Annotated in this window: 29 protein-coding genes; 4 read left to right on the forward strand and 25 right to left on the reverse strand. The window is 27.0% G+C overall.

What is annotated here, in order from left to right:
- Positions 1 to 14: 14 nt before the first annotated feature.
- The 20 genes from PSOL_RS01960 to dnaB form a co-directional block, all read right to left on the reverse strand.
- Entirely contained in the window at positions 15 to 2,765 is a 2,751-nt protein-coding gene (locus PSOL_RS01960) for a hypothetical protein (protein ID WP_434062259.1), read from the reverse strand.
- Positions 2,766 to 2,794: 29 nt separating this feature from the next.
- Positions 2,795 to 3,298, reverse strand: a complete 504-nt coding sequence (locus PSOL_RS01965; protein ID WP_349401656.1) for a hypothetical protein — start codon at positions 3,296 to 3,298, stop codon at positions 2,795 to 2,797.
- A gap of 316 nt (positions 3,299 to 3,614) precedes the next feature.
- On the reverse strand, positions 3,615 to 3,917 hold the full coding sequence (locus tag PSOL_RS01970) for a hypothetical protein (RefSeq protein WP_349401657.1): 303 nt from the start codon (positions 3,915 to 3,917) through the stop codon (positions 3,615 to 3,617).
- A gap of 20 nt (positions 3,918 to 3,937) precedes the next feature.
- Positions 3,938 to 6,061 (reverse strand): AAA family ATPase, encoded by a 2,124-nt coding sequence (locus PSOL_RS01975; protein WP_349401658.1) that lies wholly within the window; start codon positions 6,059 to 6,061, stop codon positions 3,938 to 3,940.
- A 124-nt stretch (positions 6,062 to 6,185) separates the two neighbouring features.
- Entirely contained in the window at positions 6,186 to 6,818 is a 633-nt protein-coding gene (locus PSOL_RS01980) for a YqaJ viral recombinase family protein (RefSeq protein ID WP_349401659.1), read from the reverse strand.
- Positions 6,819 to 6,823: 5 nt separating this feature from the next.
- The gene (locus tag PSOL_RS01985; RefSeq protein WP_349401661.1) at positions 6,824 to 7,075 is read right to left on the reverse strand and encodes a hypothetical protein; all 252 of its coding nucleotides are present in this window, start codon (positions 7,073 to 7,075) and stop codon (positions 6,824 to 6,826) included.
- Positions 7,068 to 7,511, reverse strand: a complete 444-nt coding sequence (locus PSOL_RS01990; protein ID WP_349401663.1) for a hypothetical protein — start codon at positions 7,509 to 7,511, stop codon at positions 7,068 to 7,070. Before PSOL_RS01990 ends, PSOL_RS01985 begins: the two co-directional genes overlap by 8 nt.
- Positions 7,512 to 7,530: 19 nt before the next feature.
- Positions 7,531 to 7,713 carry a hypothetical protein gene (locus PSOL_RS01995; protein WP_349401665.1) on the reverse strand — a complete coding sequence of 61 codons (183 nt, stop codon included), beginning with the start codon at positions 7,711 to 7,713 and terminating at the stop codon, positions 7,531 to 7,533.
- A gap of 427 nt (positions 7,714 to 8,140) precedes the next feature.
- Positions 8,141 to 8,431 (reverse strand): HU family DNA-binding protein, encoded by a 291-nt coding sequence (locus PSOL_RS02000; protein ID WP_349401667.1) that lies wholly within the window; start codon positions 8,429 to 8,431, stop codon positions 8,141 to 8,143.
- 4 nt (positions 8,432 to 8,435) lie between these two features.
- Entirely contained in the window at positions 8,436 to 8,774 is a 339-nt protein-coding gene (locus PSOL_RS02005) for a hypothetical protein (protein ID WP_349401668.1), read from the reverse strand.
- Positions 8,764 to 8,886, reverse strand: coding sequence for a hypothetical protein (locus PSOL_RS02010; RefSeq protein ID WP_349401670.1), 123 nt, complete (start codon positions 8,884 to 8,886; stop codon positions 8,764 to 8,766). The genes PSOL_RS02005 and PSOL_RS02010 overlap by 11 nt, the downstream gene beginning before the upstream one ends.
- Positions 8,887 to 9,141: 255 nt before the next feature.
- Positions 9,142 to 9,540, reverse strand: a complete 399-nt coding sequence (locus tag PSOL_RS02015; protein WP_349401672.1) for a DUF2963 domain-containing protein — start codon at positions 9,538 to 9,540, stop codon at positions 9,142 to 9,144.
- A 76-nt stretch (positions 9,541 to 9,616) separates the two neighbouring features.
- Positions 9,617 to 10,150: a DUF2963 domain-containing protein gene (locus PSOL_RS02020; RefSeq protein ID WP_349401674.1), complete on the reverse strand. Its 534-nt coding sequence runs from the start codon at positions 10,148 to 10,150 to the stop codon at positions 9,617 to 9,619.
- Between the two features lie 58 nt (positions 10,151 to 10,208).
- Positions 10,209 to 10,901: a DUF2963 domain-containing protein gene (locus PSOL_RS03410; RefSeq protein ID WP_434062264.1), complete on the reverse strand. Its 693-nt coding sequence runs from the start codon at positions 10,899 to 10,901 to the stop codon at positions 10,209 to 10,211.
- Positions 10,852 to 10,986: a hypothetical protein gene (locus PSOL_RS02040; protein ID WP_349401678.1), complete on the reverse strand. Its 135-nt coding sequence runs from the start codon at positions 10,984 to 10,986 to the stop codon at positions 10,852 to 10,854. Before PSOL_RS02040 ends, PSOL_RS03410 begins: the two co-directional genes overlap by 50 nt.
- Before the next feature lie 2 nt (positions 10,987 to 10,988).
- Positions 10,989 to 11,249 carry a hypothetical protein gene (locus PSOL_RS02045; RefSeq protein ID WP_349401680.1) on the reverse strand — a complete coding sequence of 87 codons (261 nt, stop codon included), beginning with the start codon at positions 11,247 to 11,249 and terminating at the stop codon, positions 10,989 to 10,991.
- Between the two features lie 23 nt (positions 11,250 to 11,272).
- Positions 11,273 to 11,725 carry a hypothetical protein gene (locus tag PSOL_RS02050; protein WP_349401682.1) on the reverse strand — a complete coding sequence of 151 codons (453 nt, stop codon included), beginning with the start codon at positions 11,723 to 11,725 and terminating at the stop codon, positions 11,273 to 11,275.
- 24 nt (positions 11,726 to 11,749) lie between these two features.
- Positions 11,750 to 12,400: a dTMP kinase gene (gene tmk, locus PSOL_RS02055; protein WP_349401684.1), complete on the reverse strand. Its 651-nt coding sequence runs from the start codon at positions 12,398 to 12,400 to the stop codon at positions 11,750 to 11,752.
- Positions 12,390 to 13,022: a hypothetical protein gene (locus tag PSOL_RS02060; protein WP_349401686.1), complete on the reverse strand. Its 633-nt coding sequence runs from the start codon at positions 13,020 to 13,022 to the stop codon at positions 12,390 to 12,392. The genes tmk and PSOL_RS02060 overlap by 11 nt, the downstream gene beginning before the upstream one ends.
- Before the next feature lie 16 nt (positions 13,023 to 13,038).
- Positions 13,039 to 14,346, reverse strand: coding sequence for a replicative DNA helicase (gene dnaB / locus PSOL_RS02065; RefSeq protein ID WP_349401688.1), 1,308 nt, complete (start codon positions 14,344 to 14,346; stop codon positions 13,039 to 13,041).
- A 103-nt stretch (positions 14,347 to 14,449) separates the two neighbouring features.
- On the opposite strand from dnaB, the gene PSOL_RS02070 reads away from it, so the two are divergent.
- The 4 genes from PSOL_RS02070 (at position 14,450) to PSOL_RS02085 (ending at position 15,738) form a co-directional block, all read left to right on the forward strand.
- Positions 14,450 to 14,707: a DUF2963 domain-containing protein gene (locus tag PSOL_RS02070; RefSeq protein WP_349401690.1), complete on the forward strand. Its 258-nt coding sequence runs from the start codon at positions 14,450 to 14,452 to the stop codon at positions 14,705 to 14,707.
- A gap of 255 nt (positions 14,708 to 14,962) precedes the next feature.
- A complete protein-coding gene (locus tag PSOL_RS02075) occupies positions 14,963 to 15,085 on the forward strand; it encodes a hypothetical protein (RefSeq protein ID WP_349401670.1) in 123 nt (40 codons plus the stop codon).
- Complete coding sequence (locus tag PSOL_RS02080; protein WP_349401668.1) at positions 15,075 to 15,413, forward strand: hypothetical protein; 339 nt, start codon at positions 15,075 to 15,077, stop codon at positions 15,411 to 15,413. Before PSOL_RS02075 ends, PSOL_RS02080 begins: the two co-directional genes overlap by 11 nt.
- Positions 15,414 to 15,417: 4 nt before the next feature.
- Complete coding sequence (locus PSOL_RS02085) at positions 15,418 to 15,738, forward strand: HU family DNA-binding protein (protein WP_349401692.1); 321 nt, start codon at positions 15,418 to 15,420, stop codon at positions 15,736 to 15,738.
- Here PSOL_RS02085 and PSOL_RS02090 read toward each other — a convergent pair.
- The 5 genes from PSOL_RS02090 to PSOL_RS02110 form a co-directional block, all read right to left on the reverse strand.
- Positions 15,674 to 15,829 carry a DnaB-like helicase N-terminal domain-containing protein gene (locus tag PSOL_RS02090; RefSeq protein ID WP_434062260.1) on the reverse strand — a complete coding sequence of 52 codons (156 nt, stop codon included), beginning with the start codon at positions 15,827 to 15,829 and terminating at the stop codon, positions 15,674 to 15,676. The genes PSOL_RS02085 and PSOL_RS02090 overlap by 65 nt on opposite strands.
- Before the next feature lie 920 nt (positions 15,830 to 16,749).
- On the reverse strand, positions 16,750 to 18,306 hold the full coding sequence (ftsH, locus tag PSOL_RS02095) for an ATP-dependent zinc metalloprotease FtsH (protein WP_349401694.1): 1,557 nt from the start codon (positions 18,304 to 18,306) through the stop codon (positions 16,750 to 16,752).
- Between the two features lie 87 nt (positions 18,307 to 18,393).
- Positions 18,394 to 19,380, reverse strand: a complete 987-nt coding sequence (locus PSOL_RS02100) for a hypothetical protein (protein WP_349401696.1) — start codon at positions 19,378 to 19,380, stop codon at positions 18,394 to 18,396.
- Positions 19,381 to 19,901: 521 nt separating this feature from the next.
- The gene (locus PSOL_RS02105) at positions 19,902 to 20,531 is read right to left on the reverse strand and encodes a hypothetical protein (protein ID WP_349401698.1); all 630 of its coding nucleotides are present in this window, start codon (positions 20,529 to 20,531) and stop codon (positions 19,902 to 19,904) included.
- 61 nt (positions 20,532 to 20,592) lie between these two features.
- Positions 20,593 to 23,667 carry a hypothetical protein gene (locus PSOL_RS02110; protein WP_349401700.1) on the reverse strand — a complete coding sequence of 1,025 codons (3,075 nt, stop codon included), beginning with the start codon at positions 23,665 to 23,667 and terminating at the stop codon, positions 20,593 to 20,595.
- Positions 23,668 to 23,704: the final 37 nt, after the last annotated feature.

Below are 23,704 nucleotides of genomic sequence, written 5' to 3' on the forward strand. Positions count from 1 at the left end.
AATATGCATTATTGTTACCAACCAAACCATTCTTTGAATGTGTCCCATTTTGTTGCAACCGCTGTTGCACCGCCTAAAGCTGCACCAGCAAGTCCACCAATAACAGTTCCAACAGGGCCTAAAACAGAACCAGCTGCGGCACCATAAATAGCCCCTGATTTAACCGAAAGTCCTGTTGTAACCACTGCTCCTGTTCTTTCTACACCTATTTGCCAACCCTTTTTCTTATTTTTTAATTTCTTTGCTTCAGTGGTTAATTTTGAGTTTCTGCAGTTTAAATCATTTATATCTTTTTCTAACTGCTTTTTCATTGTTTTGTGTGCGTCTTGTTCGGCTTTCAATTGTGCTTTTAGTTTTTCAATTTCATGTCTTAATTCTTTGTTTTCGAATCCTAATGAACCACTAGCGCCTTCAAGTCCTGCAATTGCACCTTCTAGTTCTTTAATCCTCATTGCTTGTTGTTTGAAGGTTTCCATGTTGGCTTCAATTTCAGCAGTTAGTTTGATGATTTGTTCTGCTTGTTCTTGGATGGTTTGTTGTAATTTGGCTATTTCTTCGTCTTTTTGTTTGATGATTTCTTGTAATTGAGTTTCATTGGCTTCTAAGGTGTTGATTTTGCCTTTTAAGTCTTTGATTTGAGTTTGTTTATTGTTTAATTGGTTGACTAACGCTTCGTTTGCATTTCCATTTTTAACTAATTCATCTTGTATTTCTTGCATTTCTTTTTCTAGTTGTTCGTTTTCATCTTTATATGTATTAAGTTCTTTTTGAATTTTGTTTAAATCGTTAGTATATTTTTCTTTAAGGTTTTTATTTTCTAACTTCAAAGTATCTATTTCACTTCTAAAACCTTGTTCTTTAATTTCTAGTTGTTGCATTTCGTCTTTTAAGGTTTTGATGTGAGTTTCTTTGTTGTTTAGTTCTTGTTGTAGAGTGTCATCAGGTTTTTGGTTGGTAATTAAATCAGTAATTTCATTTTTTTGTTTATTTAATTCTTCTTGTTTATTGTTTAATTGTTGCGTAATTTCATTTAAATTATTTGTTTTTTCTTCTAATATGGATTTATAATTATCGAGTTTATTTGGTGGTGGAGTAGTACTTACATCGTGACTAAATTTTAATTCCCAATATTCTTGTTTATTAGGACCATTTTTATAATTTTCAACATCCATAAACCAACTTTTATCATCATGAGTCAAAGTTCCTATATAACTACTTCTTTCACTATAACGTATATAATAAACATCATTTCCGTTAATTTCAGTTTTATAACTATCTATTGTTGTTATATTTTTATCTTGGAAACCTCTATTACAACACCAATCACCCATATCTTCTGCATGTAAAATTGGTTTTATTTTTATTTGAAAAGGCACAGGAGAATAATATATACCATCTTTATTATCGTAAGTTGATAATGTTTCGTTAGCTTTAATTTCACAATTTTTTTGCCATTCATCTTGAGGTTGTGTTAAATTTGATATTTCTTGTTGTAAAGAGATTTGTTGTTGTGAAAGACTACCTAATTCTTGGTTGATTGTGTTTATTTTGTTTTGTTTAGTTAATAATTCTTCTTGTAGTATTTTTGCATTTTCATTGTTTTTTGCAATTTGTTCTTTTAGGTTTTCGGTTTCAGTTTCTAGTTCCGAAACAATGTTTTTGTAATTATCTATTTGTCTTTGGATTTCTTCCAAAGTTTTTTCATGTTTATCTCTTAAACTCATAGTTTCTTCTTGTTTTTGAGTCAATTGTTGTCTTAAATCATTTTCATTTTGTTTTAATTGGTTAATTTCTTCTTCTTTAAGTGATAATTGAACTTCAAATTTAACCTTTTCTTGGTTGATATCAGTTTTTAAAATCTTAATTTCTGAATTTAGTTGTTGTTTTTCTTCGTTTGATAAATTAATTTGCTCGTTTAATTGTTGTTCTTTTTTTTGTAATTCTTCTTCTTTTTGGTTAATTTGTTGTTGGAGTTTTTCTAAGTCTTGTTTATTTGAAGATAATTGGTTTTCTAATTGTGATGTTTGAGTTTGTAATTGTTCGATTTCTTTGTGTTTGTTTTCGGTATTTTTAACTTGATTAGCTAAATTAGTTTTAATATCTTTAATTTCTTGAGTTAATTGTTTCTCTTTTTCTTCACTGGATTTTTGAGTTTGTGTTAATTTTTCTTCTTGTTCTTTAATAACTTTGTTTAACTCCTTTTGGGTTGTTTTTTCTTGTTCTAATTTTTGATTTACATTCTTTAATTCTTCATTTTTAGAAGTTAAATTAGTTTGAATACCTTGAATTTCTTGAGTTAATTTTTGTTTTTCTTCATCTGATAGGTTTTTTTGTTCTTCAAGTTGTTTTTCTTTTTTTCCTAAAGATTCTTTTTCTTGATTAATAAGGTTATTTAATTCATCTTGTTTTTCTTTTTCTTGTTCTAATTTTTGATTCAAGGTGTTTAATTCCTCGTTTTTATTAATTAAGTTTTTTTGTAATTCTTCTTTTAATTTATCTTTTTCTTCTTTACTCAATGTTTTATTATCTTTTAATTCTTTTTGTTTTGATTGAAGTTGGTTTTCTAATTGATATTTTTGATTATTTATATTTAACATTTCTAATTGTTGAGCTTGTAAATTAGCTTCTAGATAGTTTTTTTCTTGTTCTAATTGTTGAGTTTTTGCTTTTTCTTGTTGAATTAACTCCTCAACTTGTTTTTGCATTTCGGGATTCAACGAATTCCTTTTATGTTCTTCTTTTTGTTTATGAATTGGTTGTTGCATAGTTAGTTGAGGAGTTTGGGGGTTATTAGTTAATTCAGGAGATTTGTTTGTTTTTTTTTGTTGTTTTTTTGAGAATCCTTTTGTTGGGGTTCGTCGTTATTGTTTGTTTCTATCGGCTCTTCGTGGTGTTGTGTGTTGTTGGTTTTGTTTTCTATTTTTGGGTTTTCGTTTTTATTTTCTAGTTGTTGTGGTGGGGAGTTGTTAGTTGGTGGGGTTTGGGGTGTTTTATCTGTTAATGAAGTTATTGATACATAAGTGATAGTTGCAACTAAAACCAAACTTCCGATTAAAGGTCCTACAAATGGGATGAAACAACATGCACCAGCAAGTAGACAACCACCAATAAGCCATAGAGCTTTTGAAGCAACAGAAGAATATTGAGGGCTAATCCCTATTTTTTCTAATGCTTCTGCGGTTTTGTCGTTTATGTTATGACAGGTATCTTTTAAATTTTTAAATGCTCCGCCAAATTTTGCAGCTAATTCAGGGAAGAATTTAGTAACCACAAGAAATATTCCGCCACCAATTAACAAAAATGGTAATAAAAAGAGAATTGTAGTTTTTAGTGATTTGATTATTTTTACAAACCAATTATCTTGTTTTTGTTGAGTTTCTACAATTATTTTTGTAGATTTGTTATTTCTTTTTGAGGTTACTTTTGTAGGATTTATTGGTTGTTTTATTTTTTTAATTTCTTTTTTTGTAGATAGTTTTGTTTGAGGTTTTTTGATAATTACTTTTTTAACTGTTTTTGTTGGTTTTTGGATTTTTCGAGGGATAACTTTTTTAGAAGTTATCGCCTTTGGTTTTGCTTTTGGAGTTTGAATTATTTTTTTTTGCCATATATTTTTACTCGCTTTCTTTGTTTGAATTATTTTGATTTATTACAATTTCTTCTAAATTATTTAAATCTTCATCAAATTTTTCAAAATTCCTTTTTGTTTCTTGTTTGAATTCATCTACTTTTTTTTCAACTTGATTGATGTTTTCTTTTAAGTGTTCGCTTTTTAAATTGATATTGTCTTTTAAGTATTCGTTTTCAAGTTTCATGCCTTCTTTCAAATTATTATTATTGAAATTACAGATTATGATTGTTGTTAAAGTAAAAATTATTAAACAAATATAAGGTGAATATTTTTGAATAGTTTCCATTTTGTTTTCTCGCTTTCTAATTATTTATTTTCTTTTGTGTTGTGTTTTTGAGTGTATAGGGTGATGTAGGCTTGTTTGGGGTTGAAGTGGAGGTAGTAGGTTTTGTATTTCAAAGAACCTTCAGGACTTCTCTTGTTTGAGATGCAATTTACTTCATCCATGAAAAAGTCTTTGTCTTCTTCGAGTAACCATTTAGGGCCTTCGTATGTAATTTCTATGTAGTGATTTGTTGGATCTACACTAACATGACCGTCCTTTTTAAATTGTGAATCTTTATGTTGGAATTTTGTGTGGAAAACTCCAAACTTATCTGATGTTAAATCTCCGTCGTACCAATTATCAAATGGGTTTTTGACGAATGGTGCGAGGTCGGTTGGTTGGTGTTCGGTGTGTTTTCCGCGACCAAGGCCGTTTAGGCTATAAAAAACATATTTTTTTTCTACTTTTGTTTCGTCTTTTGGAGGTTTTAGGTGTTTTAATAGGCCTTGTTTCCATGCTTCATATTGGTCTTCGCATTCTTTTCTACGTTTTTTAATATCGGTTATATCTTTATTGATGCCTTGTTTTACATCCATCACTTCTTCTAAGTCGGACGGCAACATTACTTCATGAATTGGATTCATTGATTTATATTTATTAGTTTTATTGTAAGCTTCATTAATAATAGTTGTTAAATCACGGTTAGAATAGTTTTTACCTTTGCATCTTGTTGCAATTTCTTTTAAATGAAGGTAAGTATGATAACTAATTTGATAAGGGGTTGTTAAGAATTCCAAGAAACCTTCAATTTCTTCGTCTTTTATTAAATCAATTTTTATTTCTTTGGAAAATCTACTTCTTAAAGCTTTATCAATTTGGCCGAGGTGGTTTGTTGAGCCCATTAAAACTATTTTTTTGTCAGCGCTATTAAAACCATCTAATTTAGTTAACATATTATTGATTATATTTTTGCTTGTGTTGTTAACGTTTTTATCTTCTCTATTAGCAAGTCCGCTTATTTCATCAATGAAGATAATAGTTTTATTGTGATTTTGCGCATCTTTCCAGATGTTTTCCCATTCTTCGGTTCCTTCTCCAATATATTTTTTGTCTAATTTAGATGGTTCAAATTCAATAAAATAAGCTCCGCTTTCGTTGCATAAAGCTTTCATTAAAAAGGTTTTTCCTGTTCCTGGGGGACCATATAATAAGTATCCTTTTGGTTTAATTTTGTCATAATTTACTAAATCATTGTTATCATCTTTAAAATAATAAATTAAATCTTCTAATTCTTCTTTTTCTCTTTCCATTCCATATACATCTTTAAACATAACTTTCTTTTTTTCAAGTTTGGGTGTATTTGGGTTTTTAATTATTTCAATTTCATTGTTTAGCTGTTTAATTTGTTTTTCGAATTGAATTAATTGATCGTCTAAGAATAAATCATAGCTTTTTAAGTTTTGGATTTCTTGGGGATTATCCTGATTTTTAGTTATTTGTTCTTTTATTAATTCTTTGTTTGCGTTATTGTAATTAATTGCTTTTTGTAAGATGTTGATTTTTTCATAAATATCTTTAAAATTGGTAGTTTTATTTATTTCTGAGTTAGTTTCTTGAATTGTGTTGTGGTTGGTTAATTGAGATTGTGTGATTTCTATTCGTTTTTTAGTTAGTGGTTTTGTTTCATTATTGATGTTATCGCGTTGTTGTGTTAAATTAGAGATTTCTTGATTTAAGTTGTTTAAATCAGTTTTTAATTTCTTTTTTTCTTCGTCAGTTAAGTTAGTTTCTTTGTTGTTTAATTGTTTGGTTTTTTCTTCTAATTGGTTATTGAGGTTATTTATTTCTTGATTTAAAGTGTTTATCTTTGTTAAATTAGAATTGATTTTTTGTGATAAAATGTTGTCTTCTTCTTTTAATTTTTTTGAGTTTTCTATATTTTTTTGATTACTTTTTTCTAATTCTTGTAAACGAGCTTGTAATTTGGCAAGATCTTCTTTATCTTTGGGATTTAGTTCTTTTTGGTTTGTTGGGGGTTGTATTGTTGGATTTTGGTTGGGAATGGGTGTGGATGGTGATTTGGTTAATCCAACAATAAATAAAACAATTAGAATTAAACTAAATATTGCTAAAAAACTAAGATATATTTTGGTTGAAAGTTTCATATTTTCTCCTTTCTTTAAAGAGCGGTGTTTTTATAATGATAAGCGATGTATAATGAGTCGACTTTTGTTTTTGAGGGACCTTTATGGCTAAAATTTTGAGTCTATTTTTTTATGTTTTGTTTTATTACTTAATTTTAGTTAGTTTTTTTAAATAAGTAGTTTTAGCTAGTTCTTCTTTTGCTTTATTTAGAAGATTTAAATATTTTTTACTATCAGCAATCATTTTAGGGATGAAGGTTTTATCTTGATAAATGCGGACAACATGAAAGTTTATGTCATCAAAATAAACCAAAAAGTAAGCAAATTTAGCTTGACTACAATATAATTGGCATTGAACTTGGGCCCAGTAGTTAATGGGGACTTCTTTATTTGAAAAAAAGCCGTTCCAAGATGCAGATGTTTTATTGTTTTCATCCACATAAGGACATTTTATTTCTAACAAAGTGTTAGTTTTAGAATTATATCCATCAAGAGAGGATGAAAACATTTTTGTTTTATCGTCAGTAAAGATGGTATCAGGGAAATTTAGTTTAGTTGTTTTTTCAAAGAAACTACGTGCTAGGGGTTCAGTTTTGTTGCCGTGTTCGGTGTATTTGTTGGAAGTAAAAGTTGTTCCAAATATTTTGTCATGTATTAATTGTTCTAAGGTTCTAAATTTATCATTTCCAGTGATACTTCCTATTTCAGATGCATTGATGTATTTTTTACGGTGTTGGTACCATAATTTGGTGCGTTGATTTAAATTTTTGATTTGCATAATAATTATTCTTTTTCTATTTCTTTGTTATTTAATTCAATTGGTTTTTGTTTTGGATTAATTGGATTGTTGTTTTCTGTTTTAGTGTTTAATTGTTTGATTGATTCTAGTTCTTGTAATCTTTTTTTTATTTCTTTTGTTTCTTGGGGATGAGAATGTTGAAAAAGAGAGAAGAATAGTTTTTTAAAAAGGAACATCAAAGCAGTTGTAAACAAACAACCAATTAAAAAACCAATAGTAAAATTTAAATCATTCATTTTCGTTATCCTTTCTGATATTCGATTGATTGTTTTTATGTAATTTTAACAATCTTTTTCTTTCTTTTTTATCTTTCCAATGAGAAACTTTGATTCTTTGGGTGGCAATTTTGTTTTGGAGTTTTTCTTGGTTTTCGTTGATTTTATCTAATTTTTTTATTAATTGTTGTTCTAAGTATTCTTGTTTGGCATTTTTGATTTCTAAATTTCGGAGTTTTTTGTTGGGGAAAAAGATGCCGATGATGGTATCTTTGCAAAAAATAATGATGTTAAATAATAGTGTAAAAATTGGTTTAAAACCTGTGACAACAAAGATTGTTAAAAGAGTTGTTTGAATTACATCCATTCTTCGGTCAAGAATTTCGGTGATGGTAAATCCTTTGGTAAATTTAACAACAAAATTGCTAATGTACGTAAATATTGAAAAAATAAACATAATTTAAATCCTTCTTTCTTTAATAATTTTTAATTCTTTTAGTTTTAAGTTCTTTCTTTTTGTTTTTCATGGTTTTAGTTGGATGTTTTAAGTTAAGCCATGTACCTTTCGGATTTTTATATTTGTTGGTTTGTTTTTTTGAAGTTTTTGAACGGTCCTTGAAGTAAGTACCACAGTATGCTTCTGACATTCCATCGCTCATATTTTTTCCTCCTTTGGGTTTATTGAAATTAATATTAAAAAAATAATTATAAAAATTAAAGATATTATAATTGTCAGTGTTATTTTACTTACGGTTTCTATGCTTAAGGTAAAATATTCAAATATTTTGAAAAGCGAAAACGAAATTGATGTTGGAACTATAATAATAAGGATTGTTGATAATATAGCTTTTAAAAATTTATTCATTTTGTTTTATTCCTCCTTTGGGTTTATTGAAATTAATATAAAAAATAAAATATTTTGCAACAAAATTCCAAATGTTGTAATGTGGAATATAGTTTTTGCACTTAATTCAAAATAATTAATTATTTTGAAAGTAAAAAATGCAATTATTACGGAGTATATAGTAACCGCAAATATAGGTATGAAATTATTTTTTATTTTCATATTATTCTCCTTTGTTGGTTTTAATTTAATTCTAGTTTCTTAACTTCATCTTTGATGGTTTTAGAAAGTTTAAAAGTGACTACTGTTTTGGCAGGTATTTTTAGTTTTTTTCCAGTTTTAGGATTTCTTCCTATGTGGGCTTTTCTTGATTTTAAGATGAATTTGCCGATTTGTGGGGATAAAACCACTTCTGCGTTGGATGTTATTGCCATCTTTAAAGCATACTCAAATGAGTTATAAAATTCCTCGGTTTTTGTGATTGAGGTTTTATTTACCTCAGCTATTTTTCTAATTAATTCTTTTTTATTCATTTTTTTAAGTTCTCCTTTGGTTTTTTTGTTTTTTGAGTTGTTGGATTTTTTCTTTGTATTCTTGGGCTTCTGCTGTTCGTTTTCGTGCTTGCGTTTCATATTCTTTGGCCGCAACTGAAAACATTTGTGCTAATGCTGGGTGTTTTTTCGTTTTTATTGTGTATTTTTTTTCTTTTGTTCTGAATCGTTGAGCTTCTGTTGTGCTATTTTGTGACATTTTTATTAACACTTGTGATGATGCTTCGTATTCTTTTATTTTTGCTTCTAATTCTTTGATTTGTTTTTCAATGTCTTTTTTAGTCGTTTTTTTATTTTTCCTTCTTTTTATTGGTTTATTTATCATCATCGTTATTGTTTTCGTAGTCATCATCGTCATTTTCATAAACGATTTCAATGTTTTCATCTTTACAATATTCTAATAAATCATTAACTTCATCATCAAGTGATTCAAGCACGTTTTTGCTAATGTCATCTTTGAGTTTGTAAAAATAATATTGAATTGATGATAAAAAGGAATTAATTTCTTCTTTGTCATCATCAGTTAAATTTTTTGAATATTCAATTTTATCTGAAACTTCTACGTTCCAAACGGTGCCATTCGCAGCTCTAAAAATTCGCGATAATTTAAATCTTGTGCATCTTCCGTTAGGTATGTAATTGATGATAAAAATTCTAATAATATTTTTTTATTTTTCATTTTTTATTTCTCCTTATTTTTTTTGTTCGTTTTTTACGTAATTGGTGTTTGAGTGGTGAGTTTTTGTTGCGCGTTCGTCTTTGTTGTATTCGATGATGAAATCGATTGTTTTGCTGTTGTGTTGGAAATGGGTTGATTTGGTTAGGCGACCTGTTTGAGGATTGTAATCGGCGATGTACTCGATTGTTTTGCCGTTGGGTTGGTATTGGGTTATTTTGATTAGTTGTTTGTTTTCGTTAGTTTGTTTGATTATTCTATAACCGTATTTGTCGGTTGTTTCTTTGATTGTTGTTTTCATTTGATTTTGTTTCTCCTTTGGATTTGTTATAGTTTGTGTTGATTGTTTAGTTGTTTTTATAATTGGTGATTTTTTTGGTTTGAGTTTGTTTTTTATAGGGGTTGTTTTTGACATAATATTTTCTCACTTTCTTTATTTAATTTTTGATTTTAATAACCACAATATTCGCAATTGGCATTCGTGGTCGTCATCATCTTCGGGAAAAATTTTCAACCTCTTCAATTGTGCCGTCGGATTTGTAGTAGGTTGATTTGGTTTCGTTTCCTGTTTGGGGGTTGTATTCGGTGATGTACCAAATTGTTGTGCCGTTGGGGCGGAATGTGGTTTGTTTGATTGGTTTATTTGTTTTAGGATTGTATTCGATGATGTAGTCGATTGTTGTGCTATTGGAGTTGTATTCGGTTTTTTTGGTTTGGTATCCTGTTTTGGGGTCATATTCGTCGATGGAACTAATTGTTTTACCATTGGAGCCGTAATAGGTTTCTTTGGTTTGGTATCCTGTTTGAGGATTGTAGTTGGCGATGGCTTCGATTTTACCATCAGAACCGTACCAGGTTTGTTTGGTTTGGTATTCTGTTTGAGGATCGAATTCTTCGATGTACCAAATTGTTGTATTGTCGGAATGGAATGTGGTTTGTTTGATTACTTTATTTGATTGGGGGTCTAGTTCTTGGATTCCTTTGTAACCATATTCGTTGGTTGTTTCTTTTTTTATTGTTTGCATTTTTTTAATTCTCCTTTTATTTTTAGTTTGGTTCATCGGTTAGTTTAATGTGATTTCTTCATATTCTTTTATTTCGTTGGTTTGATTTATTGGGAGTATTTCTTTTTTTTGTTATTTTTTTCACTCTTTTTAATTTCTCCTTTTTATTTATTTTCTTCTTTGATAATTCAATTAAACAAACATTTTCATTGTTATAATCATCAAGAGATGTCTTAATTATTTTTCTTGTATACATTGAATTATAAGGGTTGAATTCGGTGATATACCAAATTGTCTTACCGTCATCGTGGTAATAGGTTCTTTTGAGGAAAGGGTCGTATTCGTAGATGTGGTCGATTGTTTTTCCGTCGGAGTTGTACCAGGTTTCTTTGGTTTCGTTTCCTGTTTGGGGGTTGTATTCTTTGATGCAACTAATGGTTGAGGCATGAATGCCGTAGCTGGTGTATTTGATTTGATTACCTGTTTTGGGGTCGTATTTGGCGATGAAAAGGAATTCACCATCTTCTTTGTAGCTGGTGTGTTTGATTTTTTTACCTGTTTCAAGGTCGTATTTGGTGATGGAATGAATTGTTTTTCCGTCGGAGTTGTACCAGGTTTCTTTGGTTTTGGTTCCTGTTTTTGGGTCGAATTCGTCGATGTGCCAAATTGTTGTGCCGTCGGATTTGTAGTAGGTTGATTTGGTTTCGTTTCCTGTTTGGGGGTTATATTCGGTGATGTGCCAAATTGTTTCGGTGTTGGGGCGGAATGCGATTACTTTTGATTAATTGGTTTTGTGAATTAGTTTCTTTGATTATTCTATAACCATATTTGTCGGTTGTTTCTTTGATTATATTCATTTTTATATTTCCTTTTTTAATCTTTCAATTTCATTTTCTAATTGTTGTGCTTTTACTGTGTATTCTTGCGCCTCCGCTATGTCTTCTTGCGCATAGGTTGTGTATCTTTGTGCCATCGCTGTGTATTCTTGCGTCAAAGATACGCATTCTTGTGCCTCCGCTGTGTATTCTTGCGCATTCTCTGTGTAATCTTGTACCTTCTCTCTGTAAGGTTTGGCGGTTTTAGTTAATGATTTAATTTTTTTGCTTGTTTTTTTACTCATTTTATTTTATTTCTCCTATTTGTTTAATTTTTATTATATTTTTTTAAAATGTTAATTGTGAAAGAAGTTAACCCATATAAAAAAGATGAATCTAAATAAACACGGGAGTAAAAATTAAGCTCAAAAATATTTTTACAAATGTGATTGTAAAGATGGATTGAATCAATTTCATACAATCTTTGATGTTGATTTAAAGAAATTAATTTTTCTTTCAATTTTTGAAAACCTACAATGTAATATTCTTGGATGATTTCAATTTTGTGTTGGAGTTCCTCGTTGTCTGCTAAAAGTTCTTGAATTTCTAGTTCTATTTCAAAATAAATATCTGAATAAGAGTTTTTAGATGGCAAAAGGTTAAATAATTTATTGATTTGTATGTTGTTTTTATCAATTATTGTTTTTAATAAATCAATTTGTAGGTGGTGGCGTTTGATGAAATTTTTTGTTTGAGATAAAAAAGTTAATGAATTTGTCATTTTTTATTACCTTTTTTTGAAAATTTAAAATATTTTTTTAATGGTTAAAATTTTAATTATTTGTTTTAGAATTTTATTTTTAGATTGTGTTGCATTAATTAAAAAACTATTGCAATTTTCGTGTTTGCAATTTGGATTATTGCAGTATTTGTGTTGGTTTAAGTAATTTTTGCGAACATTTGTAAAATAATTTAATGGTTTTTGTTCGATTGGATCTAATTTGTGATTGGGTTGATTTTGTTTTCTTTGTAATCCTATTTTAGGTGTAATATCTAGATATATAGTTAAATTAGGTTTAATTAAGAAATGATTTATGATTTTTGAAGTCGTTATTTCGTCGCCATAATCAAGGTTCATATCGTCACTTTGATAAGCAAAAGTAGAATCATACCAACGATCAACTAAAACAATGTAATTTTTGGATAAACCAGGAATAATGAGCTCTTCTTGGGTTTGGAGCATGTTAGTTAAACTAAGTAAAAATCTAGTATTAGGTGATAAATTTGATTGATTTAAAAATAAATTTCTAATTGGTTTACCAATTAAAGAGCTTCCTAATCCTTGACACAAAATTACTTTTTTGTTTTGGTTTTTGAAATATTTTTTTAATTGTTTAATTAAAGTAGTTTTTCCGCTGCCATCTAAACCTTCAAAAACGATTAATTTATTTGTCATTTGAGTGCACCATTTTTTTAATTAAATTAATTGGTGAAAAAGAGATGAATTGGTTGGTAAGTAAGTTTTGTAAAAAATGATTGGCGGTGTTAGAAAATAGATTAATGACTTGATTTATTCCTTGAACTTTGCCATTTGCAATTTTGTTGTTTAGTCTTTGGGATTCAATAGTGTTGTTAGTTAATAAATAGAATTCAAAACGGGTATCTAGTTTTTTTAATTGTTGGGCTTCGACAATTGTTTGTTTGTAACGGTCTCGTAGGGACGTTTTGAAATTGAATGCAATTATGCGCTTGGTTTTAGTGAATAAAACCAAATCGAATTTGATGTCGGGAATGAAGAATAAATAGGATTGCGTATAAAGGTTTGTGATTCCTTTGTTGTTTAGATAAAGTAAAATTAAGTATTCGTTTATTTTGCCACGAATTGCTTTTTGGCTTTGGGAGTTGTATTGGTTTTTATCTGGATATTTATTTAGATTATTGTGAGATTCTAACATATATTCATTAAAAGGCTTAGTAAAAAAAGATGGTTGACATATTTGTTTGGTTATGTTAACACATGAATTTTGATTATTAAAAACATTAATATTTTTGAAATGTAAATTAGTTAATTGATTCATTTTATTATTTCCTTTTTTAATTTAAAACTTCAAATTTTTGGATTTGTTTGTAAAAATTAAAATTACATTCACCTAGTTGTCCACTGCGGTTTTTGGCAATGATTAAATTAGTGAATGGGTTATTGTCTGGTTTTTGATAATAACTTTCGCGGTGTAAAAACATTACAACATCAGCATCTTGTTCGATAGTGCCTGAATCTCTTAAATCCGATAATTGTGGTGATTTGACTTCTCTTATGTTTGTCGCGCGATTCATTTGACTTAAAGCTATGATTGGAATATTAAGTTCACTTGCTAGTTTTTTGAGTTCACGCGAAATTACTGCTGTTGCTTGATAGGTATTGTAATTTTGTTCTTCTTTTAATAAGTGTAAATAATCAATAAAAACAACATCAAGTCCTTTTGTATATTTCATTTGGCGACATTTGTTTTTAATATCTTCAATTTTATTATTTCTATCATCATCAATTAAAATATTTAATTTAGTTAATTCAAATTCAGCTTTGGCTAATGCAAATCTATCTTCTTTATTTAAGGTTTTGTGTTGCAGTTTTGTTAAGGGTACTTGTGATACTGATGAAATTAAACGAATTCCTAATTCTTCTGATGTCATTTCTAAACTAAAAATTACTGCATTTTGTTTTTTTGGTTTTGATTCTAATTCTTGTTTTTGATGAAAATTTTTTGTAATGTTTGTGATTAAATTTAGCATAAAAGCGGTTTTACCCATTCCAGTTCTTGCGCCTAAAATAATTAATTGTTTATTTTTAAACCCAGAAACTAATTCATCGAGATTGTCAAAACCTGTTTTAATTCCTATAAACTGGTTATCTTCGTTATCAGTAATAATGTTTTGGCGAAGAGAAGGGATTAATGTTTTTGTAGAAATAAAAGGTGATTTAGTATTTTGGATAAATCCTTCAACTTGATTTTTGACTGTTTGTAAATAATTATGTATATTTTTAGTTTTTGATAATTCAATAGGTAAATGTTTGATTAAATCTAATAAATCAGTTTTAAGGGTGTTTTCTTTGATTAAATCAATATAAGTGTCTAAATATTGAGTTGGTGGGGTTTCTTCGGTTAATTCAATCAAATAGTCAATTCCTCCTATTTTGTTTAAATTATTATTAGTTTCTAAAGTAGAACTAACAGAAACGTAATCAATCTCGCGATTTAGTTTTCGTAGGTGCTTCATTGCCTCAAATATATAGCGATGTTGTGATGTGGTGAAATTGCGAGTTTCAATTAAAATTCTCACAGCATCCATCTTTTCTGGATTTAAAAACAAACTACCTAACAATGCACGTTCAGCTTCTAACATCTTTTCTCCTTTTTTGCATTTGGGTACAAAAAATACCCAAACTATTTATTTTTAATTAATAAATAATTTGGGTATTTTGTTGCTTTAAACCAGTTCACTTTTTTTGGGGCAGTCTAATAGAATAATCAAACAAACTAACGAAAACAAACAACTAATCAAAATAACCCAATACCAACCCAACGGCAAAACAATCGAGTACATCGCCGATTACAATCCTCAAACAGGTCGCCTAACCAAATCAACCCATTTCCAACACAACAGCAAAACAATCGATTTCATCATCGAATACAACAAAGACGAACGCGCAACAAAAACTCACCACTCAAACACCAATTACGTAAAAAACGAACAAAAAAAATAAGGAGAAATAAAAAATGAAAAATAAAAAAATATTATTAGAATTTTTATCATCAATTACATACCTAACGGAAGACGCACAAGATTTAAATTATCGCGAATTTTTAGAGCTGCGAATGGCACCGTTTGGAACGTAGAAGTTTCAGATAAAATTGAATATTCAAAAAATTTAACTGATGATGACAAAGAAGAAATTAATTCCTTTTTATCATCAATTCAATATTATTTTTACAAACTCAAAGATGACATTAGCAAAAACGTGCTTGAATCACTTGATGATGAAGTTAATGATTTATTAGAATATTGTAAAGATGAAAACATTGAAATCGTTTATGAAAATGACGATGATGACTACGAAAACAATAACGATGATGATAAATAAACCAATAAAAAGAAGGAAAAATAAAAAAACGACTAAAAAAGACATTGAAAAACAAATCAAAGAATTAGAAGCAAAAATAAAAGAATACGAAGCATCATCACAAGTGTTAATAAAAATGTCACAAAATAGCACAACAGAAGCTCAACGATTCAGAACAAAAGAAAAAAAATACACAATAAAAACGAAAAAACACCCAGCATTAGCACAAATGTTTTCAGTTGCGGCCAAAGAATATGAAACGCAAGCACGAAAACGAACAGCAGAAGCCCAAGAATACAAAGAAAAAATCCAACAACTCAAAAAACAAAAAAACCAAAGGAGAACTTAAAAAAATGAATAAAAAAGAATTAATTAGAAAAATAGCTGAGGTAAATAAAACCTCAATCACAAAAACCGAGGAATTTTATAACTCATTTGAATTTGTTTTGAATGAGGCAATCACATCCAATGAAGAAGTAGTTTTATCACCTTCTATCGGTAAATTTATTTTAAAATCAAGAAAAGCCCACATAGGAAGAAACCCTCAAACAGGTAAAAAACTAAAAATTCCTGCTAAAACAGTAGTAACTTTCAAACTTTCTAAAACCATCAAAGATTTAGTTTTCGTAGGTGCTTCATTGCCTCAAATATATAGCGATGTTGTGATGTGGTGAAATTGCGAGTTTCAATTAAAATTCTCACAGCATCCATCTTTTCTGGATTTAAAAACAAACTACCTAACAATGCACGTTCAGCTTCTAACATCTTTTCTCCTTTTTTGCATTTGGGTACAAAAAATACCCAAACTATTTATTTTTAATTAATAAATAATTTGAGTATTTTGTTGCTTTAAACCAGTTCACTTTTTTTGGGGCAGTCTAATTAAATCCGCTTTCGTGAACAATTAAAGCGAAAACCGGAATCAAATAAATGTTTAAAAAAAAGAAGATTAAGAAAATCACAAATAAAACTTTTATTTTAATATTTTTAAAAATCTTAAAAGACATAAAACCTCCTAAAAAATTATTTTTATATTTGATAAAATATTTAATCAAATTAAAATATTGTGTTTTTGATGATATTTTTTAAAAATAAATAATAATTTAAAAATTAATATTTCTTTTCAAAAAATTAAAAAAACTAGGATTGAAATTTATCAATTTTAAAAGATTGCTATAGTCTATCTTCTTTTTATATAATTAATTATATATTTTCATACAAGTTTTTGGTTATTTTTGTTTTAATACATCATCTCATGTCTTTTTGATATCGCAAATAAAATAAAATACACAATCACAAGCATATTATAACATTAATTATAATTTTTGTTACTTTTGTAATTAAAATGAGATGTTCCAAAAGTTTAGATACTTTTTATTTTTTAAAAATTATTTAAGACTAACTATCTAAGTTAGTCTTTTTTTCTATTCTCCCTTTAATCATTATAGAAATGAAAAACCGATATTTAATAAAAAAGTATAATGACAATGTTTTTTAAAACTTTTTACAATTTAATCAAACAATAGACTCATTTTTTAAGTGATTTTTTTTATATACTTTTTCAAAATTGAGAAATAATAAAAAAATGTAAAATATTACAAAAGAATTTGGACTGCCAAAAAAAAGAGACTCCTAAAAGTCTCTTATTTATTCATTTTCAATATCGTTATTGCAACAATTATTTTTTACAATAATTTTTCAATTTTTTCTCGAGTAATTGTTTCTTGTTCTAAAAGCGTAACTACTATTTTATCTAATAAAGATTTATTTTCTTTTATAATAATTTGAGCTTGCTTAAAACATTCATCGATGATTTTTTTTATTTCTATATCAATCGCTTTTTTATCTGAAAATTCGGAATCTTGTACTGGTCCTAATTCACTCATGCCATATTTAGTTACCATTAAGCGAGCTATTTTAGTTGCTTGTTTAAAATCGTCATAAGCACCACTAGAAATATCATCAAACACTAATTCTTCAGCGACTCTTCCCCCTAAAAAAGAAATAATATTTGCTAACATTCTTTTTTTAGAAGAAAAGAAAGTTTCTTTTTCTGGCATCATTAAATTATAACCCCCTGCAGAACCTCGAGGAATAATAGTAATTTTTTGAACAATTTGTGCATGAGGTAATTTGATACCAATCACCGCGTGTCCAGCTTCATGATAAGCTACCATTTTTCTTTCTTCTTCTGTATATTTAATAGACTTCTTTGCTGGTCCCATTAAAACACGGTCGATTGCTTCTTCTAATTCAGTCATTGTTATTAAGTCTTTTTGGTTACGAACAGTTAAAATGGAAGCTTCGTTTAAAACAGCCCCTAATTGTGCACCACTCATACCTGGTGTTTGTTTCGCTAATTGATGGAAATCAATATCATTAACTATTTTTTTATTACGAGCGTGAACTTTTAAAATAGCTTCACGTGCTTTGACATCAGGTAACCCTACTTTAAAAATACGGTCAAATCTACCAGGTCGTAATAAAGCAGGATCTAGGATATCAGCGCGGTTAGTAGCGCCAACAATAATAATACCTTTAGATTGAGTAAAGCCATCCATTTCAGTTAAAAGTTGGTTTAAAGTTTGATCTTTTTCTCGAGAACCACCAGAAAAATTTCCTCCTCTTTTACCACCTAAAACATCTATTTCATCAATAAATAAAATACAAGGAGCGTTTTGTTTGGCTTCTTGAAATAGTTTTCTGATACGGCTGGCACCAACTCCAACGTACATTTCAACAAATTCAGAACCTGAGGCGGCGTAAAAAGGTACTTGAGCTTCACCAGCTAAAGCTTTAGCTAATAAAGTTTTTCCAGTTCCTGGTGGTCCTTCAAGTAGAACTCCTTTTGGAACTTGAGCTCCAATAGAGGCGTATTTTTGAGGTTGTTTTAAAAAATCAATTAATTCTTTTATTTCTTCTTTTTCTTCTTCATTTCCTGCTACATCTTTGAAAGTAAAAAGGGATTTTTGTTTGGAAGATACTAAAGGATTGGAATTGAGTTGGCCTGAGGATTTCGTAATATTTATAAATATATAAAAGAAAAATAAAGTGGATGATATATTTTTGAAAAAATCATAAATAAAATCAACAAATCTAGAAATTCTTAAAATTGTATTAAATGTGGTTGGTAAATATTCTAAATAAGATATTTTTAACAAAATTTTAATTAATAAATGAATACAAACAAAATATATAAAAACTTTTAAAAAATTTATTTTTCTAATCAACCTATTAAACATAAAATTTTTCCTTTTTTTCGTATAAATATCTTATTTTTTAATTTATATATTTTTATATGTTAAAAACATGTTTCATGATAAAAAATTTTATATAGTGGAAATAGATTTATTATATTCATAATTTGTTTCATCGTTAAAATCTTTCAATTCATATTGGCCCGAAACTTTTTTATAATATTTTTTTATTTTTTTCTTTAATTTATTATCTTCATAATTGTTTATTTCTTCTATTTTAACTGGATCTACATTATTTGGTTGGAGAATTTCTTTTTTTATAATGTTATGGTTTGTATCATAGGTATACATTCTTGTTTCTATTATTTGTTGGTTAACATTATTGTAAATCGTCTCTTGTGTTAAAAGATTTGGCTCGTGATATTCGTTGCGTTGATAAGTTTTTAATAATATCGAGTTATTATTTGGACTTAAATTTTTATTATTATAATTATCAATTTTTATTATCGTTTTACCATTTGTATCATAAATAAATTTATATTCAAATGTTGTATTGAATATTTTTGCGGTTTTTTTAATCAATTTATTATTCGAATCGTATTCATATTCAACAGATTCATAAGGGGTGTTTTCGCCTTTGAAAAATCTCTCTTCCTTTTTTAATAAATTATGAACATTATATAAATAATTTACAAATTCATCATTCTTTATTCTTGTTTCAGAGTTAGTTTTAAAAGACATTTTTCTAGATATCAAGTATCCTTGATCATTATAATCGTAAATAATATTTTGGATATCTTCTGTTTCTGGTTGGTTGAGTAACTGGTTATTTGTATTTTTTTGAGTTTCTTTTATAATTTCTGACATAATTCTATTATTAGATTTGTTAAATCTTTTTTCATTCATAATATTGCATACTATATAACCTTTTTTTGTGTTAGTAATTGATAAATTATAATATGATTCCTGCCTGTTTTTATTTGCTTTGTTTTTTTGACCATTGTCATAATCTCTTTGTATTAACCAAACAATTATACTAATCGTCAAAACAATAAATACCAAAGAAAAAAAATAAAAGAGATATTTTTTATTTTTTTTAATAAATACTTTTAAATTCATTTTTTTCCTTTTCTCTTTTTTTATTCTATTTCAATAATCATAGCAAATATTTAAATTAACTATTTTGCAAATTCAAAAAATAATTTAAACTTCACTATTAGTTATAATTATACACCAAAAAAACAAGTTTAACACTCAGAAAAATTAATTTACTAAGGTTTTAACTTGATATCATCAAGTTTCTTAAAATTTTTTACAAATTCAAAAAAATTTAATTCAAGAAAGTTTTTTAACTAAAAAATTTATAATCTCGAAATAATATTAATTCCTATCAAAATAAAAAAATTAATATATTAGTAATACACATCAAAAAAAATAATTTTAGCGCTTAGTAAAATGTTTTTTTAAATTATCTTGGATTGCTTTTTTTCGCTTCTCATCAAATTTAATTAATAAATAATTGATTGTTTCTGTCAACATAAAAAAAAGACTCTAATGAATAAAGTCCTAATTAAATATTGTTTATTGATTAATTATAATGTTTTTATAAATCTTTTTTTTGATATCGTTTTAAATATCTTTTATGACTTTTTTAAAGGATATTTTTGACAAATATCGTAAAGTTCATCTCGTGATAAAATTTTTTTAATTGTCAAAAATTTGGCTATTTGATCTAAAGTTTCTTTGTTTAAAGAAAGTAAATCTTCACTTTGTTTTAACAACAAATTAAAATCATTTTTAGGATTTTTAGAATTTCTATTTAATATCTTGCGAGCTTTGCTAAAATCTGAACCAGAACCTTTTCCAACTTTTTGTTTATCTATTTGATTATTGCAAGCTACTAAAGATTCAGCTGCAGTACCAGCTAAAGCAACTAAAACATTATTTTTCCAATCATTTTTTAAAATTTTATGTTTAGAGTGTCCTAAAGTTGATCCGCGCGGAATAATTGTTACATAAGACATTTCATAATTATGTGGATATAAAAGGGTGATTAAAGCATGTCCGGCTTCATGATAAGCAGTTGTTTCTTCATTAGTTAATTTAGTTTTTGCTTCAGGTTGATAAAAACCAAAAACATTTAAAAAACAACGGTTGATTAAGGGGTGATGACCCCAATAAATAATAGTTAAAAAAAACACATTAAGAGATATTAAATAAATTATAATTAACCATTTTTTAGTATTATCAAAAGGTTTATTTGTTATCACGTGCCACCTTCACTTGTTTCTTTTTTTTATTGTCTTTTTAATGTTGTCTGAAGGTTAATCTTCATATTAATTTTTCAAAAAAATCATTAATTCTTGAATCTGAATTGCTTTTGTTTTGATTAATAAAATTTTGTTTATTTGTTTGAAAATTATTAGCGTTTCGTTGTTGTTCTGATATTATATTTCGTAATGCTGTTCTAGCTTCAGTTTCTTTTTGTTCTTCAGCTGCTCTTTGTGTTTCTTTATTCGGAATAGTGGTTTCTTTTAAAGTTTTAATTTTCCCTGCTAAATTATCTTTTGCTGTTTTAGCATCTTTTTCTTTTTGTTCTTCCGCTGCTCTTTGTATTTCTTTATTCGGAATAGTGGTTTCTTTTAAAGTTTTAATTTCCCCTGCTAAATTATCTTTTGCTGTTTTAGCATCTTTTTCTTTTTGTTCTTCCACCGCTTTTTCTTTTTCATAAAAAGGAATAGTGATTTCTTTTAAAGTTTGAATTTCTTGTGTTAATTCATTAACTTTGTTTTCTGCTTTTTTTATTTCTTGATGCTTCAGAACTATTTTTTCTTCTTTTTCTTTTACTGTTTTATTCGTAGTTTCTAAGTTTTTAATTTCTTGAATAAAGTTTAAATTTGACTCTAATTTAATAAAATTATTTAATTCTTCTTTATTAGGGATTATTTTTTCATGTGCCTCATTTAATAGCGAAAAAGCATCTTTTCCTTGATTAAATGTTTGTTGGGAATCAGTTGTAGAAGTTGTTGTTGAATCTGATAGTTGAAAAAATGTAACTATATTTATTTTTTCAACAACATATTCACTAAGGTTTTTTAATTTTTCTTGGGATGAATTTTTTATATTTTCAGCTTTTTGGCAATCTAAAAAAACTTTTTTAATTTCAATGTTAATTTGTTTAACAACTTCGTCTAAATAACTTTTTTCTTCAGATGTCAATTCAGTAATTTCAAATTTTTGGAATTGGTTGTTTAATATATCTTTATATTTTGTTAAACATTCTTTCATCCAATTTACATTTTGATAAGAATAAGTTGTTGTTTGAGAAGTGTTTTCTTGTGGGTTTATAGATTCAATTATTTGTTTTATTTGTTCTTGTTCTTGTTCTTTTTTATTTGGTGTTAACGAAGGATTATCAAGTTGTTGTATTAATTGTTTAATTTTTTCTTCCCTTAGTTTTAAGATGTTTTCTTTGACTGTTTTCAAATCTTTGTTATATTTGTTTAAATATGTGTTCTTGGTTTTATAAACATGTTGAAAATGAAGAATTTTTTTAAAATAATTGTCGACAAATTGACTAAAAAAATTTTTTTCTGCTTGTGGATTTTGAGAAGCTTTATTGATTTTTGTTAACGCATTTGTAATTTTTTCATAAAGTTTTTTTAAATCTTCGGGATATACTTTTGTTAACTCTTCCAAAGGAAGATTAATAAAAGTATTTTTTAACTCTTCAATCCCCTTAGTTAATTTATCTTTTACGTCTTGTTCTTTTTGTAAAAAAACTTCTCTTAGGTTATTACTTTGATCTTTATAAATTGCTTCTATATCTTTTGTTTGTTCTTCTAAATCTTTATTTAAAGAATTTAAATAATTGTTAAGATCCTCAATTTTGTTTTTATAATTTGTTTTAAATTCATTAATGGCTAGTTCTAATAAATTTCCTACAACTTTGTTTTGAAGATTTATGCTTTTAGTAAATTCATTTTTATCTTCTTCTTTTAAAAGATAACGTCTTTTCATCCATGATTTATATAATTCATTATAAATATCGTTTAAATTATTGATAATTGATTCATGGTTTCTTTTTAAGTTATAGAAATTATTACAATATAAGAAATTTAATGAATGGTTATGATTTTCAGAACCATCAAGCAAACTATTGTTTATTTTTGTGATACTTTTAATAATTTCTAATTTACCTAAATTAAACCCTGAGTAATTGTTGGGTAGTTCAAGTTGTAAGTTATTAAAATTTATTGAGGACGAATAATCATTCCCTTGATTTTGCCATATTTCATTAGTTAAAAAAATTTTAGCGTTTTTAACAAACTCATCATTTTGATTGATTGCTTCTTTTAACTCGGGTGAAGTAGTGGATTCATTTTTAAAGTCTTCTAAACGTTTTTCTATAAATTTCTCAATTAATCGGTTAATGGAATTTTCATTTTGGCTATTTGAAAATGAATTAAGTTCTTTTAGTTTTGTTTGCAATTTTGATGATAAAGAAGCATCATTTCCTTCACTTAACTCTTTTAACTCTTCAGGTGAATGAAATAAATATTTAAAATATGATAATTTCTTACTTAATTCTTTTTGAATAACTCTTATTTCTTTTAAGGTTTTTTGAAAAATACGTAAATATTCTATTTGAAATTGGAGATTAGTTGATTCTTTTAAATGACTAAAACTTTGCGTTCGTTTTAAATTTGCTTCTTTTCTTGGAGTATCATATTGTTCATTTTGATATAATTCAAACATCTTATCACAAACAAAGTAGAGGTATTCTTCTTTTAAATTAAAGTTATCTGGTTGTAAATGTGTTTGTAATTTTTTTAATTGCTTTAAATCTTGAATTGTTTTTTTTATATTTTCAATTTTTTTTTGCAATTCTTCTTTTTCTTTTACTAATTTTTCTAAATCACCTAATTTATTCAAATTTTGTTGGTAAGAATTCAATATTGATTTATGATAGTCAATGAATTCTAGAATAATGTTTGCCATAAAATCATTAAATAAAGTTATTTCTTTTTCTTGACCTTCAAAAACTTTAAAATTGTTAAATTGAATTACTATTTCGGAATTATTTTGTACTTCTTCTATGTTTTCCCTTTCGTTTAAACTCTTAGTTATTTTTTTAAAGTAATTTTGAAATTCATTCGTATTAAAGAAAGGTTGAAATATTTTTGTTGGACATTTTCTTATTTCATCTTCCAAATAACAAGTATATGCTTGTTTTTTTTGGCAATCCTTTTGTTGTTGTATATACTCTTCATCTGGTTGAACACCAAAAATTTGGTGTTTTGTTTGGTAAGGAAAAAAAGAATTGATAAAAATAGCAATCACAAGACAAAAAATAACAATAATAAAAACTTTTTTTTGAAAATTTTTTCTTTGTTTAACACTCATTTAAGTGATTGTCTCCTTTAATTATTTTTTTTGTTTT

Source organism: Candidatus Phytoplasma solani (genome assembly GCF_040126175.1).
GTDB lineage: Bacteria > Bacillota_I > Bacilli_A > Acholeplasmatales > Acholeplasmataceae > Phytoplasma > Phytoplasma solani_A.

Bases quoted from the DNA above. Each gene is read 5' to 3' on its own strand.
- PSOL_RS02110 (WP_349401700.1), bottom strand. From the start codon at position 23,667: ATGAGTGTTAAACAAAGAAAAAATTTTCAAAAAAAAGTTTTTATTATT.
- dnaB (WP_349401688.1), bottom strand. From the start codon at position 14,346: ATGTTAGAAGCTGAACGTGCATTGTTAGGTAGTTTGTTTTTAAATCCA.
- PSOL_RS01985 (WP_349401661.1), bottom strand. From the start codon at position 7,075: ATGAATGATTTAAATTTTACTATTGGTTTTTTAATTGGTTGTTTGTTT.
- PSOL_RS02050 (WP_349401682.1), bottom strand. From the start codon at position 11,725: ATGACAAATTCATTAACTTTTTTATCTCAAACAAAAAATTTCATCAAA.
- PSOL_RS02085 (WP_349401692.1), top strand. From the start codon at position 15,418: ATGAATAAAAAAGAATTAATTAGAAAAATAGCTGAGGTAAATAAAACC.
- PSOL_RS01970 (WP_349401657.1), bottom strand. From the start codon at position 3,917: ATGGAAACTATTCAAAAATATTCACCTTATATTTGTTTAATAATTTTT.
- PSOL_RS02060 (WP_349401686.1), bottom strand. From the start codon at position 13,022: ATGAATCAATTAACTAATTTACATTTCAAAAATATTAATGTTTTTAAT.
- PSOL_RS01975 (WP_349401658.1), bottom strand. From the start codon at position 6,061: ATGAAACTTTCAACCAAAATATATCTTAGTTTTTTAGCAATATTTAGT.
- PSOL_RS02020 (WP_349401674.1), bottom strand. From the start codon at position 10,150: ATGCAAACAATAAAAAAAGAAACAACCAACGAATATGGTTACAAAGGA.
- PSOL_RS02080 (WP_349401668.1), top strand. From the start codon at position 15,075: ATGATAAATAAACCAATAAAAAGAAGGAAAAATAAAAAAACGACTAAA.
- PSOL_RS02040 (WP_349401678.1), bottom strand. From the start codon at position 10,986: ATGAATATAATCAAAGAAACAACCGACAAATATGGTTATAGAATAATC.
- ftsH (WP_349401694.1), bottom strand. From the start codon at position 18,306: ATGTTTAATAGGTTGATTAGAAAAATAAATTTTTTAAAAGTTTTTATA.
- tmk (WP_349401684.1), bottom strand. From the start codon at position 12,400: ATGACAAATAAATTAATCGTTTTTGAAGGTTTAGATGGCAGCGGAAAA.
- PSOL_RS02000 (WP_349401667.1), bottom strand. From the start codon at position 8,431: ATGAATAAAAAAGAATTAATTAGAAAAATAGCTGAGGTAAATAAAACC.
- PSOL_RS02015 (WP_349401672.1), bottom strand. From the start codon at position 9,540: ATGTCAAAAACAACCCCTATAAAAAACAAACTCAAACCAAAAAAATCA.
- PSOL_RS02005 (WP_349401668.1), bottom strand. From the start codon at position 8,774: ATGATAAATAAACCAATAAAAAGAAGGAAAAATAAAAAAACGACTAAA.
- PSOL_RS01990 (WP_349401663.1), bottom strand. From the start codon at position 7,511: ATGTTTATTTTTTCAATATTTACGTACATTAGCAATTTTGTTGTTAAA.
- PSOL_RS02100 (WP_349401696.1), bottom strand. From the start codon at position 19,380: ATGAATTTAAAAGTATTTATTAAAAAAAATAAAAAATATCTCTTTTAT.
- PSOL_RS01980 (WP_349401659.1), bottom strand. From the start codon at position 6,818: ATGCAAATCAAAAATTTAAATCAACGCACCAAATTATGGTACCAACAC.
- PSOL_RS02090 (WP_434062260.1), bottom strand. From the start codon at position 15,829: ATGTTAGAAGCTGAACGTGCATTGTTAGGTAGTTTGTTTTTAAATCCA.
- PSOL_RS01960 (WP_434062259.1), bottom strand. From the start codon at position 2,765: ATGCAACAACCAATTCATAAACAAAAAGAAGAACATAAAAGGAATTCG.
- PSOL_RS02045 (WP_349401680.1), bottom strand. From the start codon at position 11,249: ATGAGTAAAAAAACAAGCAAAAAAATTAAATCATTAACTAAAACCGCC.
- PSOL_RS01995 (WP_349401665.1), bottom strand. From the start codon at position 7,713: ATGAGCGATGGAATGTCAGAAGCATACTGTGGTACTTACTTCAAGGAC.